At 62.8% G+C, this 16,376-nt stretch carries 15 protein-coding genes; 4 read left to right on the plus strand and 11 right to left on the minus strand.

What is annotated here, in order from left to right; all coding sequences use genetic code 11:
* Positions 1 to 80: 80 nt before the first annotated feature.
* The 10 genes from JFN93_RS19695 to JFN93_RS19740 all read right to left on the minus strand — a co-directional run bounded on the left by JFN93_RS19695 (position 81) and on the right by JFN93_RS19740 (position 11,316).
* On the minus strand, positions 81 to 1,016 hold the full coding sequence (locus tag JFN93_RS19695) for a hypothetical protein (RefSeq protein WP_199385852.1): 936 nt from the start codon (positions 1,014 to 1,016) through the stop codon (positions 81 to 83).
* Between the two features lie 189 nt (positions 1,017 to 1,205).
* Positions 1,206 to 1,667, minus strand: a complete 462-nt coding sequence (locus JFN93_RS19700; protein ID WP_199385853.1) for an FKBP-type peptidyl-prolyl cis-trans isomerase — start codon at positions 1,665 to 1,667, stop codon at positions 1,206 to 1,208.
* A 210-nt stretch (positions 1,668 to 1,877) separates the two neighbouring features.
* Positions 1,878 to 3,119, minus strand: a complete 1,242-nt coding sequence (locus JFN93_RS19705; protein ID WP_199385854.1) for a DUF1015 domain-containing protein — start codon at positions 3,117 to 3,119, stop codon at positions 1,878 to 1,880.
* A 99-nt stretch (positions 3,120 to 3,218) separates the two neighbouring features.
* The gene (locus JFN93_RS19710) at positions 3,219 to 4,070 is read right to left on the minus strand and encodes an NlpC/P60 family protein (RefSeq protein WP_199385855.1); all 852 of its coding nucleotides are present in this window, start codon (positions 4,068 to 4,070) and stop codon (positions 3,219 to 3,221) included.
* Positions 4,063 to 5,179 (minus strand): peptide chain release factor 2 gene (gene prfB / locus JFN93_RS19715; protein ID WP_199385856.1). Its coding sequence is split into 2 segments (ribosomal slippage): positions 4,063 to 5,109 and positions 5,111 to 5,179, totalling 1,116 coding nucleotides; the frame shifts between segments, so codons are not numbered across the junction. Before prfB ends, JFN93_RS19710 begins: the two co-directional genes overlap by 8 nt.
* An 81-nt stretch (positions 5,180 to 5,260) precedes the next feature.
* Positions 5,261 to 6,799 carry an apolipoprotein N-acyltransferase gene (lnt, locus tag JFN93_RS19720; RefSeq protein WP_199385885.1) on the minus strand — a complete coding sequence of 513 codons (1,539 nt, stop codon included), beginning with the start codon at positions 6,797 to 6,799 and terminating at the stop codon, positions 5,261 to 5,263.
* Positions 6,800 to 6,810: 11 nt separating this feature from the next.
* Positions 6,811 to 7,668, minus strand: a complete 858-nt coding sequence (locus JFN93_RS19725) for a hemolysin family protein (RefSeq protein WP_199385857.1) — start codon at positions 7,666 to 7,668, stop codon at positions 6,811 to 6,813.
* Between the two features lie 197 nt (positions 7,669 to 7,865).
* Positions 7,866 to 8,573, minus strand: a complete 708-nt coding sequence (locus tag JFN93_RS19730; protein ID WP_199385858.1) for a diacylglycerol kinase — start codon at positions 8,571 to 8,573, stop codon at positions 7,866 to 7,868.
* 15 nt (positions 8,574 to 8,588) lie between these two features.
* The gene (gene ybeY, locus JFN93_RS19735; RefSeq protein WP_236021837.1) at positions 8,589 to 8,960 is read right to left on the minus strand and encodes an rRNA maturation RNase YbeY; all 372 of its coding nucleotides are present in this window, start codon (positions 8,958 to 8,960) and stop codon (positions 8,589 to 8,591) included.
* On the minus strand, positions 8,947 to 11,316 hold the full coding sequence (locus JFN93_RS19740) for an HD family phosphohydrolase (RefSeq protein ID WP_199385860.1): 2,370 nt from the start codon (positions 11,314 to 11,316) through the stop codon (positions 8,947 to 8,949). The genes ybeY and JFN93_RS19740 overlap by 14 nt, the downstream gene beginning before the upstream one ends.
* 239 nt (positions 11,317 to 11,555) lie before the next feature.
* Between JFN93_RS19740 and eno the strand changes: the two genes are divergently transcribed.
* The 3 genes from eno (at position 11,556) to JFN93_RS19755 (ending at position 14,371) form a co-directional block, all read left to right on the plus strand.
* Positions 11,556 to 12,845, plus strand: a complete 1,290-nt coding sequence (gene eno / locus JFN93_RS19745) for a phosphopyruvate hydratase (protein WP_199385861.1) — start codon at positions 11,556 to 11,558, stop codon at positions 12,843 to 12,845.
* A gap of 264 nt (positions 12,846 to 13,109) precedes the next feature.
* Positions 13,110 to 13,319, plus strand: coding sequence for a hypothetical protein (locus JFN93_RS19750; protein ID WP_199385862.1), 210 nt, complete (start codon positions 13,110 to 13,112; stop codon positions 13,317 to 13,319).
* Positions 13,320 to 13,477: 158 nt separating this feature from the next.
* Complete coding sequence (locus JFN93_RS19755) at positions 13,478 to 14,371, plus strand: RluA family pseudouridine synthase (RefSeq protein WP_199385863.1); 894 nt, start codon at positions 13,478 to 13,480, stop codon at positions 14,369 to 14,371.
* A 187-nt stretch (positions 14,372 to 14,558) separates the two neighbouring features.
* On the opposite strand, the gene JFN93_RS19760 is transcribed toward JFN93_RS19755, so the two are convergent.
* Positions 14,559 to 15,224, minus strand: a complete 666-nt coding sequence (locus JFN93_RS19760; RefSeq protein ID WP_199385864.1) for a protein-L-isoaspartate(D-aspartate) O-methyltransferase — start codon at positions 15,222 to 15,224, stop codon at positions 14,559 to 14,561.
* Positions 15,225 to 15,371: 147 nt separating this feature from the next.
* On the opposite strand from JFN93_RS19760, the gene JFN93_RS19765 reads away from it, so the two are divergent.
* Entirely contained in the window at positions 15,372 to 15,941 is a 570-nt protein-coding gene (locus JFN93_RS19765; protein ID WP_236021838.1) for a YcbK family protein, read from the plus strand.
* Positions 15,942 to 16,376: the final 435 nt, after the last annotated feature.

A 16,376-nucleotide genomic window follows, 5' to 3' on the forward strand; every position in this document is an offset into this window, starting at 1 on the left:
GGAAAATTAAAAACCGCCATCTCACGCAAAAATGAGGACCTTATAACATTTTAATTCTTAAAAGGCAAGGACTGATCGTCTCATTTGCCAAACACCATTTCACCTGCGTTTCCGCCGGCATAGAGGATGCTGCCGAGGTATTCGCCGCGCCAATAGCCCGACGCGATCCCCGGCGCCAGCCCCGCTGCCGTATCGCGGAAGGTGAAGGAGAGGGCCGGATGAGGCGCCTCGCGGTAGGTCACCTTTTCCACGGCGAGCGGGCGGCGCCACAGGACCGGGAATTCATCGTCGACCGCCAGCGGATGCGGCGCCGCCGCCAGATTGCCGGGAGCGACCAGGTAGCGGGTACCCTTCTCGCGGGAGGGAAGCCGGGCATGGAGCAGAAGCTCCCCCTCGCCGGGACCGTTGAGCCGGAAATCGTAGCTGGGGGTCCAGGAAACGCCGTCCCGCAGGTAGGAGATCCGGGTCCGTTTTCCGGTGGTCCAGACCCGCACCAGCGCCTCGCCCTTGCGCGCCTTCCGGATCTCGTCTTCGACCGATTTGAGCGCCCCCTGGGCCTTCTTCTTCGCCCGGTGGACCTGGTCCAGCTGCCCCAGGGCATAGTCGGCGCCCTGCCGGATCTGCCCCATGGGATCGGGGTTGTTCTTGCTCTTGCGCGGCGCCCGGCTGGTGTGCGATTTAGCCGCAGCGGCGAAGATCTCCTCGCGCAGCTCCAGCGACTCGATCCGCTCCAGGAGCGCACCTTTCCGTTCCTCGAGCCGGGCCAGCTCCGAAGCCGGCCGCGGATCGTGCTCCGCCGGGACGACCTCGACCCGCTGCACCGTTCCACCCAGCGGCTTCACCCGCAGCGAATCCTTGCGAAACGATTCCGGCAGCGGGAGTTCCAGGTAGCCGCCGGAAGCGGTGACCTCCTGCTCGACCCGGGCTCCGTCCAGGTAGAGGATCACCTGCTTTTGCGCCGCCTCGACCGAGGATACCGAAAGAAGAACGACCACCGCCCAGAGCATCTTTCGCATGGAGCCACCTCCCGAAGGTTCGTTTTGACCGCGAAAGAGTCAAATGTAACCACCGGAAGGCCTTTTGCAACGACGTCGGCAACTCAGTCGGAAGCGATTCATTGGTAGGAGCGGCATTCCTGCCGTGACCGGCAGTTGCGAATCGCGGCAGGAAGGCCGCTCCTGCAGAGAATGGCGCCCGCGCCCCGGTTACTGGGCTGCGTCGAGCAGTTCAACCTCGAAGATGAGGGTGGCGTTGGGGGGGATGACCCCGCCGGCGCCCGCGGCGCCGTAGCCGAGCTGCGGCGGGATGATCAGCTTCCGCTTGCCGCCGACTTTCATGCCCATGACCCCTTCGTCCCAGCCCGGAATGACCTGGCCGGCGCCGATGGTGAACTTGAACGGCTCGCCGCGGTCTACCGAGCTGTCGAACTTGGTCCCGTTCACCAGCCAGCCGGTGTAGTGCACCGTCACGACCTTGCCCGCCACGGGAGAGGCGCCTTTGCCCTGGACCAGATCCACATAGGCGAGCCCGGACGGCGTCTTCACCTCACTGCCGGCGGCGGTAACGGGTGCTTCGCCCGGCCCCTTCACCTCTTTCTGCGAGCAGGCGGGAATGGCGATAGCTGCAATCAGCAGCAGCGCGACGATGAACTTCTCAACATTACGCATCGAAACAAACCTCCTTTTGAGTCTCTTCTCAATCGGTTGCGGCGGTCTGAGCGGTGTATACATCCGCACTCTTCGACCCAGAACCGCGATTCTTTAATGTAAATGTTCTGTTTGGCGAAGTTTTCTTGCTTTTGCCGGACAATGTCATCCGCGATGGCTCGGGAGTGCCCCCCCTAGCGCCCCTCTCCCTCCGGGAGAGGGAGAAAGCGCCTAATCCAGCATGTGGATGAACAACCCGCTGCGCAGCTTCGGCTCGAACCAGGTCGATTTCGGCGGCATGATCTTGTCCTGGTCCGCCAGCGACATGAGCTCCTCCATCGAGGTCGGGAAGAGGGAGAACGCGACCTGGTACTCGCCCGAGTCCACCACCCGCTCCAGCTCTTCGATGCCCCGGATCCCGCCGACGAAGTGGATCCGCTGGTCGGTGCGCGGGTTGCGGATCCCCAGGACCGGGCTCAAGAGGTTGTCCTGCAGGATGGAGACGTCCAGCGCCCCGACCGGGTCCCCCTCGACAAAGGTCCCCTCGCGCGGGACCAGCTCATACCATTTCCCGGCGAGGTACATGCCGTACTGGTGCCGCTGGGTGGGGCTCAGCTTCCCGGCCACCGGGGTCACCAGGAAACGCTCGGCCACCTGCGCCATGAACTCGGCCACGCTCCGGTCGTTGAGGTCCTTCACCACCCGGTTGTAGGGCATGATGTTCATTTCGTTGTCCGGGAAGATGACGGTGAGGAAGAAGTTGTACTCCTCAGTACCGTTGTGGGCCGGGTTGGCCGCCTTGCGCAGTTCGCGCACCCGGCTCGCCGCGGCGCTCCGGTGGTGGCCGTCGGCGACGTAGAGGGTCGGGATGGCGGCAAAGCGCGCGGTGAGCTCGGCCACCAGCGCCGGATCGGCAGCCGCCCACAGGGTGTGGGAGACGCCGTCGTCGGTGACGAAGTCGTAGAGCGGTGCCCCGGCGGTAACCGAGTCGACCAGCGCGGTGATGGCCGGATCGTGGCGGTAGGTGTAGAAAACCGGTTCGTCGTTGGCATCGAGGGTATCGATGTGGCGGACGCGGTCCTCTTCCTTGTCGGCGCGGGTAAGTTCGTGCTTCTTGATCGCACCGCTCTGGTAGTCGTCCACCCCGGCGCAGACGACGAGCCCGGTCTGGGTGATGTTCCCCATCCGCTGCTTGTAGACGTAGTAGCGGTCGGTCTCGTCCTGCAGCAGCACGCCCGTCTTCAGGAAGCGCTCGAGGTTTTCGTGCCCGCGGCGGTACACCTGATCGCTGTGCTCGTCGGTGCCGAGGGGGAAGTCGATCTCCGGACGGGAGATGTGGAGAAAGCTCACCTCGTTCCCCTCGGCCATCCGGATCGCCTCCTTCGTGTTCATCACGTCATAGGGAAGCGAAGCGACCTTTTCGGCCAGTTCCTTTACCGGGCGCACGCCCTTGAAAGGTTTGATAAATGCCATCGTGTTCTCCCAATTGAGTTTCTTCCCCCGCCGGACTGCTCCGACCGATCCGTCGGATCGGACCGATCGGTCGGATCCGACCCGGCGGGGAAGCAATTGCTAAAAATACCTTTTCGCGCCGACAAAGCGCTTCTGGAAATACCCTTCGTCGATGGTGGAAACCTTGATGTCGTCACCGCGCTTCGGCGCGTGGACGAAACGGCCCCCCCCCACGAAAATGCCCACATGGGTGATCTGGTCCTCGGAAGCCCCGAAGAAGACCAGGTCGCCATCCTTCAACTCGTCCTTGCCGACCGCATCGCCCACCCGGAACTGCTCCCGGGAGGTCCGCGGGATGTTCACCCCGCACAGGTTGTAGACGGCGCGGACGAATCCGGAACAGTCCATCCCGTCGACGACGGTGTCGCCGCCCCAACGGTAGGGGATTCCGACGAAACGCTCGGCGGTGCGGGCCGCAATGAACCCCATGTCGTTGCGGTCCTTGCGTGCCTCCACCTCCCGACGGCGGTGCTCCTGCTCACGCGGCTCCTGCTCCTTGCGGGGCTCGACCTTCGCCTGCCGCTCCGGCGGCGCCTTGCGCAGCGACGGTGCCGGCGCCTTTTCCAGGACCGGCTCCATCCGGCGCCCCTCCGGCCTGGGAGCGGCGATGAAATACGGGCCGATCACCCGCTCCGAAACCAGCTTCCGGGCCGCCCGGCTCGCCTCTTCCTTTCGCTCGAAGTCGCCGAAGCGCACGGCGTAGATACCGTTCTCCTTCTTGAAATAGAAGGCCTCGATCCCCTTTTTCTGCAGCTTCGCGGTCAGCCGCTCCGCGTTTCTCACGTCGGAGAACGCACCCACCTGGATGGCGAAACCGAGGTTCCTGATCCCGGCCTTCTGGGCGGCGCACCCGGTCGCCACCGGCACCAGCAGGCAAAAGGCGATCGTAGCCGCTTTCAACTTCCTAAACATCCTGAGTCTCCCGGCGAACCCCCATCAGATACGGGACCACGAAATCCTCGAGGTCACCGTCCAGGACCGCGTCGGGGTTGCCGCTCTCCACGCCGGTCCGCAGATCTTTCACCATCTTGTAAGGATGCAGGACGTAGGAGCGGATCTGGCTCCCCCACCCGATCTCCTTCTTCTCGCCGGCGATGGCGCTGGCGCTCGCCTCGCGCTCCCGAAGTTCCATCTCGTACAGCTTGGAACGGAGCACCTTCAGGGCGGTCGCCTTGTTCATGTGCTGGCTCCGCTCGCTCTGGCAGGCGACCACGATCCCGGTCGGGATGTGGGTGATGCGGACCGCGGAGTCGGTGGTGTTGACGTGCTGGCCGCCGGCACCGCTGGAGCGGTAGGTGTCTACCCTTAGGTCGCTCTCGACGATCTTGATGTCGATGTCCTCTTCCTCGATGACCGGGAAGACGAAGACCGACGCGAACGAGGTGTGCCGCCGGGCGTTGCTGTCGAAGGGCGAAATCCGGACCAGGCGGTGGATGCCCGCTTCGGCCTTGAGGTAGCCGTAGGCGAACTCGCCGGTGGCCGCGAAGGTGCACCCTTTGACCCCGGCCTCCTCACCGGCCTGGTAGTCGGTGATCTCGGTCTTCCACCCTTTCTTCTCGCAGTAGCGCAGGTACATGCGCAGGAGCATCTCGGCCCAGTCCTGGCTTTCGGTGCCGCCCGCCCCCGCGTTGATGGAAACGAAGGAGGAGCTCGCGTCGTGGGGACCGGAGAGCATCCGCTTGAACTCGGCGCGGGTGACCCCCTCCTCCAGCTTGGCATTCAGCGCGGCGACCTCGGCGAGCGTCTCCTCGTCCTCGGCCTCGCTGCCGAGCTCGATGAGGATCCGCACGTCCTCCAGCTCGCGGCTCAACCGCTGCCACTCCTCGACGTCCTTCTCCATGGAGGTCCGCTCCTTCAGGACCTGCTGCGCCTTGTCCGCGTTGTCCCAGAAATCGGGACGGGCAATCGCCTCCTCGAGTTCCTGGATCGACTCCTTCTTGCGATCTACGTCAAAGAGACCCCCGGAGCTTGGCAATGCGCTCGGCAAGATCATCTACTTTGGCGATTTCTTCTCTGAACATCTGGTGACTCCTTTATGTTTACCGGGCTGCTCGATGGTGGAGCAGCTCGTTATTAACCGGTGGACCGTTGCAACCTTGAACCTACTTTTTCTTCGTTTTCCCCTTCGCCGACGTCTTGAGCGGGTACCCCGCGCAGACCGCGGCGCCGCAGAGACAAAGAATCGCAAAGACGTCGCCGAAGCGGTTGTAGAAGGTCCCCCCCTTGCCGGGATGGACCTTGGCCGCCAGGGTGGCCTCCTCGAAGAGCGGGGTCATCCCGTCGATGTGCCCCCTGCTGTCGATGGCCGAGGTGATCCCCGTGTTGGCGGCACGCACCAGCGGGACCCGGTTCTCCACCGCGCGGAACACCATCATGGAAAGGTGCTGGTACGGCGCCGAAGAGCGCCCGAACCAGGCATCGTTGGTGATGTTCACCAGCACGTTGGCCCCCGCCGCCACGTAGGAGCGGGCAACTTCCGGGAAGATCCCCTCGAAGCAGACCAGCACCCCCAGCCGGGCGCCGTCGGTCTGGAGCGGCACCGCGCTTTTGCCCGGGGAGAAATCGCCGATCCCGGCAACCATCTTGTTCACGAACGGGAGGAGTTTGGCCAGCGGCACGTACTCCCCGAACGGCACCAGGTGCAGCTTGTCGCTGCGCCCGACCACCGCGCCCTGCGGCGAGATCAGGTAGGCGCTGTTGAGATAGCGTACCAAGCCGTCTTCTTTCTCGACGGCCGGGCTCCCGGTCAAAAGCGGGCTCTTCAGTTCGGCCGCCAGAGCCCTCACCCGCGCCGCGTAGACCGGTTCGGCCTGAAAGAAAAACGGCAGCGCGCTCTCGGGCCAGACCACCAGGGTCCCCGGCTCCCGGCAACCGAGCCGGGTCAGCCGCTCGTAGGTCGCGACGGTCGATTCCTGGAAGGCCGGGTCCCATTTCACGTCCTGCGGGATGTTCCCCTGGACCAGGAGCACCTGCTGCTCGGGGCCGCTTTCCGGCCGGCTCAGGACGCCAAAGCCATAGGCGACGGTGAGCGCCATGAGGACCAGCAGCGCAATCAGCCCGCGCACCGGATAGGTCGCCCCCTTGCGGGACACCGAAAGGAGTACCCGGAAAATCACCACGTTGGCCAGGGCGATCAGGAAACTTAAACCGTAGACCCCGGTCAGGTCCGCGATCTGGATCAACGGCAGGGTGCGGTACTGGGAGTACCCCAGGGATTCCCACGGGAAGCCGGTAAGGAGAAACGAGCGGACGAACTCCAGTCCGGTCCAGATGACCGGAAAGGAGACCAGCGCGGAGATCCCCGCGTTCTCCCCCCGGCGCACCAGCCAAAGCGTTACCGCCGGGTACAGCGCCAGGTAGGCGCAAAGGAACATATAGAGGGCGAAGCTTACCGAGAGGGGGAGCTTGCCGTAGGTGGTCATGACGATGTTCACCCAGTAGAGCATCCCGGCGTAGCCGGCGAGCCCTGCGGTGAACGCGAGGTTGAAAGCCTTGCCGGGAGCCGCTCCGTCGGTCGCTTTGAAAAGCGGCACGAAGGCGCACCAGGCCAGGATGGAGAGTCCGGGAATCGGGAACGAGAGCGCCAGGAAGACGCCGCTGAGCAGCGCCCACAGATAGCCGGCGCGGGACGACATTTTCATTGTCTTCGCGGTCACGGGGTTTCCGGCTCCTGCTCGTCCGGCTGCCGGCGCACCACGCGTACCTTGCCGATGCGGCGCTCGTCCGCTTCCAAAACGGTGAGGGAGAGGGTGTCGGTCTCCACGATCTCGCCGACCTGCGGGATGCGGCCGGTGACGTGGAAGATGAGCCCTCCCACCGTCTCGAACTTGTCCCGTTCGATGGCCACGTCGAAATGTTCTTCCAGTTCCTCGACCGGAAGCCGCCCCTCGGCGACGATGGCGCCGTCCGCCTCGACCGAAAGCTTCTCCTGCTCCAGGTCGTACTCGTCCTGGATGTCCCCGACGATCTGTTCGAGCAGGTCCTCGATGGTGACCAGTCCCGCCGTTCCGCCGTACTCGTCGATGACCACCGCCATGTGGACCCGGCGCTTCTTGAAGTCGTGCAGCAGGGCCTCGAGGTTCTTGGTCTCCGGGACGAAGAAGGGGGGGCGGATGATGCTTTTCAGCTCGATGGCCGAGTTCTCCGTCCCCCAGTAGCGGAGGAGGTCCTTGGCATAGATGAGGCCGACGATGTTGTCGATGGTCCCCTGGTAGACGGGGAGCCGCGAATGGCCGCAGGCGATCACCGCCTCCAGGACATCGCTGATCTCCGATTCGATGGAGACGCACGCCATGCCGGTGCGCGGCAGCATGATCTCGCGGACGACGGTATCCCTAAGGGCGAGGATGGAACGGATCATCGCGTTCTCCTCCTCGTTGATCAGCCCTTCCTCCTCGCCGGCATCCATGACCTCCTGGATCTCCGCCTCGGTCACCCGCTTTCTTCCGTACAGCAGCCTGGAGATCGACTCCAAAAGCCCCTGTCCCTTTTTTCCGTTCTCCTCTTCCAAGGATTAACTCCCTTATTCCATGATAAGGATTTGAATTTTTCCAGCTGCGCCGGCGATGTTCCTCGTTTCCCAAGGTCCACCTTGGGAACGCATACCGACCATCAGAGTTCCAGCTTTGTCACACGAGCGAAGCTGGAGCTTCGCGTCTAGCCGGCCGTTCCCCAGCCGCAGCTTGGGAACGAGAATTTCATTACGGTCTACCCCACGAAATGAAACAGCGTCGACACCCCGGCGGCCAGCGCCGTGCCGACCATCGCCCCGAAGATGACCTCCCGCAAGGTGTGGATCCGCAGCAGGAGCCGGGAATGGCTCACCATGATCGCCAACAGGTAACAAAGGAGCGAGATCAGCGGTTCCTGCGTGTTCAAGGTGATGGAGGTGGCGATGGCAAAGGCGACCGCGGCGTGCCCGCTGGGGACTCCACCGTGCAACGGCGTTCCCTTCCCGGTGACTGCCTTGAGAATGATCACCACGATGACGACAAGGAGGACCGAGACGATCGTCCCCATCTCCGAACTGGTTCCCACCACCGACAGCCCCTCCCGGTACAGCGGAAAAATATATTTGGCGAGCACCAGGTACCCCAGGACCGCCGCCCCGAAGGAGGCGACCAGAACGGCACCGGCGGCGACGTCTTTGGCGATCTTGGCGAGCGGATGGTACTCCGGGGTGATCATGTCCACCGCCGTCTCCACCGCCGTGTTCAAAAGCTCGGCGAAGAGGACGAAGGAGACCGACAGGGAAAGGAGCATGAACTCGACCGGGGTCACCCGGAAAAGGAGCGCCGCCAGCAAGAGCACCAGCGCGGCCAGGAAGTGCCAGCGCATGTGCTTTTGGGTGCGCACCGTGTAGATGATCCCCTGGACGGCGCAATTGACCGAATCGATGAAGCGGGTCGGCTTCACTCCCCCCTCTCCATGCTAGAGCTCAAGCAGCCCCTCCCCCTTGAGCACGGTGAAGATCTCCTGCTCGCGCTTTTCCATCCGGCGCGCTTCCTCCTCGCCGCTGCGCTCGTGGTCGTACCCGGTGATATGCAGGATGCCGTGCAACAGCAGGAAACAGAGCCTGGAGAAGAACGGCTCTCCCCCCTCCTCCGCCTCGCGGGCCGCGGTGTCCGCGGAAACCACGACGTCGCCCAGGACGTCCGGGTTCACCTGGCCGAACTCCCCTTCCTGCATGGCAAAGGAGATGACGTTGGTCGCCTTGTCCCGCCCCAGGTACTCGCGGTTGATCTGGCGGATGGTGCGGTCCCCGACGATGCTGATCGACAGCTCCGCCTCAGGACATCCCAAGTCGTCTAAGATCCTCTGCGCCACCTTTCGCAACGCCGTCGTCCCGACCGGCCTCCGTTTTTGGCGGTTCGTTATCGCTATCTTCTGGCTTCTTGGCGGCAACGCTCTTCTCCTTGTAGGCGGGTTCCGGGTAGTCGATCCGGTGGTGGTAGATCCCGGAGAGGATCTTGTTGAAGCTCTTGGCGATTTCGTGCAGGTTCTTCAGGGTCAGCTCGCATTCGTCGAGCTGCCCGTCGATGAAGATGTTGTTGATGATCTTCTGCACCATCCCCTGGATGCGCGCCGGGGTCGGATCGGTAAGGGTGCGCGAGGCCGCCTCGACGCAGTCGGCAAGGAGCACCAGGCCCGCCTCGCGGGTCTGCGGCTTGGGCCCGGGGTAGCGGAAGTCCCGCTCGTCCACCCCCAGCGTGCCCGGCGGCTCCGCCGCCTTCGCCTTCTGGTAGAAGAAGGTGATCAGCGAGGTGCCGTGGGACTGGCGGATGATCTCGATGATGGGAAGGCCGAGCCGGTGTTCCCGGGCCAGTTCCACCCCTTCCTTCACGTGCGAGATCAGGATCAGTGCGCTCATGCTCGGGGAGAGCTTGTCGTGCTTGTTCTCGCACTCGCGGAGGTTCTCGATGAAGTACTGGGGCTTCTTCAGCTTGCCCACGTCGTGGTAGTAGGCGGCGACCCGGGCCAGGAGCGGATTGGCGCTGATCGCCTCGGCGCCGGCCTCGACCAGGTTCCCGACCAGGACGCTGTGGTGGTAGGTGCCCGGGGCCCGGATCATCAGTTCGCGCAAAAGCGGCGCGTTCAGGTTGGCCAGTTCGAGCAGCTTTACGTCGGTCGTGTACTGGAAGAGCGCCTCGACCAGGGGGACCATGCCGGAGACGTACACGGCGTTGATGATGCCGCTGGCAAAGGCGAACATCATGCAGTAGACCGTCTGCAGCGAGATGAGCTGTCCTTCGCCGTAGATGTGGAAGCAAAACGCCACCGCCATGTTGGCGACGCTCACCTTGAGTCCGGCATTGAAGATCGTGCCCCGCTCCTTGCATTGCCGTACCCCGTGGGCGCCGATGATCCCCCCGACCAGGGCGTACACCACGACCTGGAGCGAGCCGTTGTACATCATCCCGATCAGCGGCGCGCAGACCGCGCAGTATACCAGGGCGACCTCGGAGTTGAGGATGATCCGGACGATGATGACGCTCGCGGCGAAGGGGAAGAGGTAGAAGTAGCCGGAGGTCTCGATGGTGGGGAAGACCCCGCCCAGCGCCGAGGAGACGGCGAAAAGGAGCTTCAAAAGGGCAAAGTGCGCCACGGTGAGCAGCGACAGAAGGAGGATGTCTTTGTTGGTCGGATTGAACTTGCGGATGTTCTTCCGGGCGAACCGGTAGGGGAGATAGACGAGGACCAGGATCAGCCCGCAGATCCCCAGGGCGGTCAGCACCGGGGTGAGGCTTTGGGACTTGTTGACCCGGGCGAGCTTCATCGCCTGGTCGGCGGTGACCCGCTCCCCGACCCTCACGATCATCTCGCCCCGTTTCATCCGGAACAGGACCGGGCGGACCGCGTTTCGGGCCTCGGACTTCTTGTGGTCGGTGGCGTCGCGGTCGAAGGAGAGGTTGGGGGTGACCATGCGGAGCAGGAGCCCCTTGATGGTTTCCAGGTCGCGCGGCGAGGCGCCTTGGGTGAGCCGGATGCCGGCGAGAGATCTTTTGACGAAGGGGAGTCCGACGCAGGACGAAAAATCGCCGGCGATCTCCTGCCGGGTCTCGGGGTCGAGCACCTGGATGCCGTGGGCGCGGTCCGCCTCGAAGCTCTCCCGCTCGGCTACGATCTTCTGCCGATAGTACGGGGCGAGGTTCTTGCCGATCTCGGAGAGGAGGATCCGCTCCTGCTTCACCCGCGCCAGGGCACCGAATTCCGGCGCGGAAAGCTCCATCCCGAGGACCTTGGCCGCCTGCAGCCGTCCCCCTTCCGCCTCCGGGTTGCGCGCAATGGAAATAGCCTGCTCCAGGCGCCGCACGATCTCGATGTTCGCGGTGGGGTCCAGGTCATAGATGTAAGGAGCCGCCGCCTCCGCCTCGGCCTTCTTCTTTTCCGTCAGCAGGAGGTCCTCGATGAGGTAGTCCTGGCTGGCGCGGATGTCGGAGGTGGCAATGTCCCCCTCACGGTAGGTGACCGCGAGGAACTGCGGGCTGGGCATGACGGCCAGGGTAAGCAGCACCGCCGTCACCAGCAGCACGAGGTAACGGCTCCGGCGCTCGTAGCGCTCCGCCGTCAGTCCCCGCTGGGCCGACTCCAACCAGCAGTAGCAGAGCCTGAGTAGCGGGCTCTGCTGAGTATGTTTATCGCCGCTTTCGCTGGGCATGTATATTCCGAAGTCCCCACTCTCACGAGGCAAGGGTGCTAAGTTTACCGTAAGGAGTGAATATATTCTGTTTGCCGCGCCACTGTCAATGGAAACTGGGGCAGGACGGCGCTTCCCGGATTAGTGTTAGCAAAAATTTAAGAAAGGGCTTGCCCTTTGCCGGGAAATATTGTTATAAGACGACAATCCAATAAACGGGCGAACCTGCCCGTTACATTTTATGCAAGCGGGGGTAAAAGATGAGCCAGATTACCGAGGTTTACGCCAGAGAAATCCTTGATTCGAGGGGGAATCCTACCCTGGAAGTCGAAGTCTTCCTTGATTCGGGCGTCATGGGGAGGGCTGCGGTTCCCTCCGGCGCGTCCACCGGCGAGCGCGAGGCGCTCGAACTGCGTGACGGCGACAAGGGGCGCTATCTCGGTAAGGGGGTCCTTACCGCCGTTTCCAACGTCAACGACATCATCGGACCGGAAGTCATCGGCCTGGACGCCACCGACCAGGCGGGGATCGACAAGAAGATGCTCGACCTCGACGGGACCGAGTTCAAGAGCAAGCTCGGCGCCAACGCCATCCTCGGCGTCTCGCTGGCGGTAGCCCACGCCGCGGCTGAAGAAGTCGGCGTCCCCCTGTACCAGTACATCGGCGGCGCCAACGCCAAGGAACTGCCGCTGCCGATGATGAACATCATCAACGGCGGGGCCCACGCCGACAACAACGTCGATATCCAGGAATTCATGATCATGCCGGCCGGCGCGAAGAACTTCCGCGAGGCGCTGCGCATGGGTGCCGAAATCTTCCACGCGCTGAAGGGTGTTCTGAAAGGCAAAGGCTACAACACCGCCGTCGGCGACGAGGGTGGCTTCGCTCCGAACCTCAAGTCCAATGAGGAAGCGCTCCAGGTGATCATGGAAGCCATCGAGAAGGCCGGCTACAAGCCGGGCGAGGAAGTGCTGCTCGCGCTCGACGTCGCCTCCTCCGAGCTCTTCGAAAACGGCATCTATACCCTGGAGAACGAGGCCAAGCCGAAAAAGACCCCGGCGGAACTGGTCGACTTCTACGAGAACCTGGTCAACAAGTACCCGATCATCTCCATCGAAGACGGCATGGCGGAAAACGACTGGGAAGGGTGGAAACTCCTCACCGAGCGCCTCGGCAAGCGGATCCAGATCGTCGGCGACGACCTCTTCGTCACCAACCCGAAGATCCTCAAGGAAGGGATCCAGAAAGGGATCGCCAACTCCATCCTGATCAAGCTGAACCAGATCGGGACCCTGACCGAGACCCTCGACGCCATCGAAATGGCCAAGCGCGCCGGTTACACCTGCGTCATCTCCCACCGCTCCGGCGAGACCGAGGACACCACCCTCGCCGACCTCTCCGTCGCGGTCAACGCAGGCCAGATCAAGACCGGTTCGCTTTGCCGCACCGACCGCGTCTGCAAGTACAACCAGCTTCTGCGCATCGAGGACGAGCTCGACGAAGTCGCGCTGTTCCGGGGCAAGGAAGTCTTCTACAACATCAAGAAGTAACGCTCCGATCAGCGGAGTCAGTTGCCGCATGATAAAAGGCGCACCGGAATTTCCGGTGCGCCTTTTCTATTTGGCTATCTATCAAGCCCCCTTGCCCGCAGAACTCTCTCTACCGGCGGCAATTCCCTAATTCCCCCGACTTTGAGCTACTAAGCTATAATGCTAGATATGGAGCAGCCACGACCTGCAGCATCAGCTCATCCGGCAAAAACTCCATAATGCTATAACGTGGAGCCACCACAAAGCCTCAAGGGAGATACCGCCATGGAAGAATGCAAAGATCAGAACCACAAAGAGCATATCTGCGCGCTGACTGCAAAGGGGGATATCTCGCAGGTCCACAGGCTTTCGCTGCATCCGGAATACGAATGCAACCGGTGCGGAGCCCGGGTGCACGATCTGGATCGCGTCTGCGACCCGCGGGACCTTCCTGACATCGGCGATTTCGGCGACGGCGCCGACGTGAAATCCTGATCCGCGCCGTTTTGCCCACCCGCCGGGTTTCTCCTGCCCGGCGGGGCCATCCCCGTCACCTTCCCTTCCGCGTTCCAAAAGCCCGCCGGCAAATTACCCCCGGTTCTGCAACAAAGACCGCTTGCTTCACCAACGCCGCAGCAGGTATACTCCGCCCCATGCTTACCTACACCATACAAGCGGAAGATCACCTGCGGCGGGCGGACAGCTTTTTGCGCAACCTTCTCCCGAAGGCCCCCCTGTCGTACATCAAGAAACTTTTGAGCGCCGGCCACGTCAAGGTCAACGGCAACCCGGCCGCCGCCTCGGACCGGCTGCGGATCGACGACCAGGTCACCGTCAAGGAAAGCGGCAAGACCGCGGCGATGCTGGAGCGCCCGCGCTTCATGCTCGACATCCTCTACGAAGACAGCTGGATCGTCTCATTCAACAAGCCGGCCGGCCTCGCGGTGCACCGCACCGAAAATGCGGCCGAGCCGAACCTCGTTGAGCTGGGGGAAAAGTTTCTGGCCCAGCGCGGCGAGCCGCTGAAACTGCGACCGGTGAACCGCCTCGACAAGGGGACCTCCGGGGCGATCATCATGGCCAAGAACGGCGTCGCGGCAGGGATGTTCGGGAGAATGGTGAAAGAGGAAGGGCTGGGGAAACTCTACCTGGCACTCGTGGAAGGGACGGTCGAGGAGCAGGGGGTGATCGATCTCCCCCTGGAAGGGAAGGAATCGCAGACCCGGTACCGGAGGCTTTTGCAAGGAAGTGAAGGAGCTTTTCTGGCGGTCTATCCGCTGACCGGCCGGATGCACCAGATCCGCCAGCACCTGCGGGCGATCGGGCGGCCGATCTTGGGCGACTTACGCTACGGCGGAGCCGGGGTGGACGGATTTACCGGTCATGCGCTGCACTCGTTCACCACCCGGCTCACCCATCCGGCGACCGAGGAAGCGCTGCAGATCACCGCGCCGCTCCCCGGCGATTTCCTGGACCTGCTGATGACCTTGACCGGCATCGAAGAAAAAGAAGCGGTGCAGCTGTTGGAAGGTTCCGAAGAGAAGTAGCCGCAAGGGCCTGATAAACGTCATGCTGATCAGGGTCAATCTTCATACCGAAGCGCCTGAGCCTCCCTCTCCCTCCGGGAGAGGGTCGGGGTGAGGGGATTTCCCCTGGAGAACCTTCCCTCCCCCCCTTCGGGCACCCCCCCCGGAGGGAGAGGAACCACCGGGAAGTCGACGCTGGTCAGATTGTTCATTGCTTCCACCCCTGTTCCCCCACCAAAGGGACGAACCGGACCGCGCAGAGCTCCTCGGTCCGGATTTCGGTCTCACCTGCCCGCCGCACCCGCACCAGCTCCTGGGACAGGGGCGAGCGCCCCACCGGTATCACGAGCCTTCCCCCCAGCGCAAGTTGCCGCACCAACGCATCCGGAACGCTCGGCGCCCCCGCGGTCACGATCATGGCATCGTACGGGGCGTGTTCCGGAAGCCCCAGGGTACCGTCGGAGCAAAAGACGGTGACGTTGTCGATCCCCAGCCGCCGCAGCCGCTCCCGTGCCTGATCGGCCAGAAGCGGGAGCCGTTCCACCGAATAGACGCGGTGCACGATCCGGCTCAGGACGGCGGCCTGGTAACCGGACCCGGTGCCGATTTCCAGGACCCGGTCCTCCGCTTTGAGCTGCAACTCCTGAGTCATGTAGGCGACGATGTACGGCTGGGAGATCGTCTGGCCTTCGTCGATCGGCAGCGGGTAATCGTCGTAGGCAGAGGCCTCCAGACCGGGCGAAACGAACTCCTCGCGAGGCACCTCCCGCATGGCCCGCAGAACCGCCGCATCGTCGATCCCCCGCCCCATCAGGTGAACGAGGATCATGTGCTCCTTTTTCTCCGCTAAATCCCGCGTCCTGTCGTTTCTCATGGGCGACCTCCGGGAAAAAACCTAACAATGCTACCACGCTAGGCCCCCTCCGCAATCATTAAAACGCGTAAGTATTGACACTAGCGTCGTTTTCCTGCTAAATAGAGGCACCTCCAACCCGAAAATAAAACATGGAAGGGGCGCAATTTGACTGATCGCAGATGGGACCGCCGCACGTTCTTCAAGGCTTCGATGCTCTTTGCTGCAACGCTCTTCACGGAAAAAACGGCTTTCGCACGGCTGCCGAATCTCCAGGGAGCCCCCGAGGGAAAGCTCTCCCTCCACAACATCCACTCCAACGAACGACTGACCGTAACCTACCGCAACAGTCTCGGCGAGTATGACCCGGAGGCGCTCAAGGCGCTCAACTGGCTCCTGCGCTGCCACTACACCAACCAAGCCACCAAGATGGACCTGAGGGTGATCGAGTACCTGAACCAGGTCGACAAGAACCTCGGTGGCGGCAACGAGATCCAGATCATCTCCGGCTACCGCTCCCCCGCCTACAACTCCGAACTGCGCCGCGAAGGGCACGGTGGGGTGGCGAAACACAGCCTGCATACCAAGGGGAAGGCGCTCGACATCGCCGTTCCGGGGGTCGGGCTCAAGACGGTGCGCCGGACCGCGCTCGCCCTGGCCTACGGTGGGGTCGGATACTACTCGCAACCCGGCTTTGTCCACATCGATTCCGGCAATTTCAGAGTCTGGGGCAGGTGATCTGTTTCAACACCGGGACCCCCACTGTCAGCACCATCGAATGTATTGACTCTCGGAAAGCGTGAGCAGTACAATATAATCGTAAAGAGGAAATGTTCTTTGAACTTCTCTCTGGGGTGCAGGTAACCGGTAGTTTTGAGGCACCTGTCGACAGATCGAACAGGGTACCCAGGTCCAAGCGTGGTGAGCGATCCGGAAGTTCTCAAGATCGCCTGAAACGCTTTCCCGGGTCATACTGGCACAAAGGGCAGTACGCTCAGCACCGGTACGGCACCCCCGGAGCGATAACTGGCGTTTCATGGAGATGAAGCCGACAAGGCCTTGTGTCTCATCCGTCATGCGCGTAAGCACCGCTAGAAAAAGGGGTCGCTTCAAGTCGCACCGTATGCATGGCCCTAAAAGGAGCATGCATCCGCCCTCCTAAAAGCGTTCCAC

It is taken from the genome of Geomesophilobacter sediminis, assembly GCF_016458275.1.
Taxonomy (GTDB): Bacteria; Desulfobacterota; Desulfuromonadia; order Geobacterales; family Geobacteraceae; genus Geomesophilobacter; species Geomesophilobacter sediminis.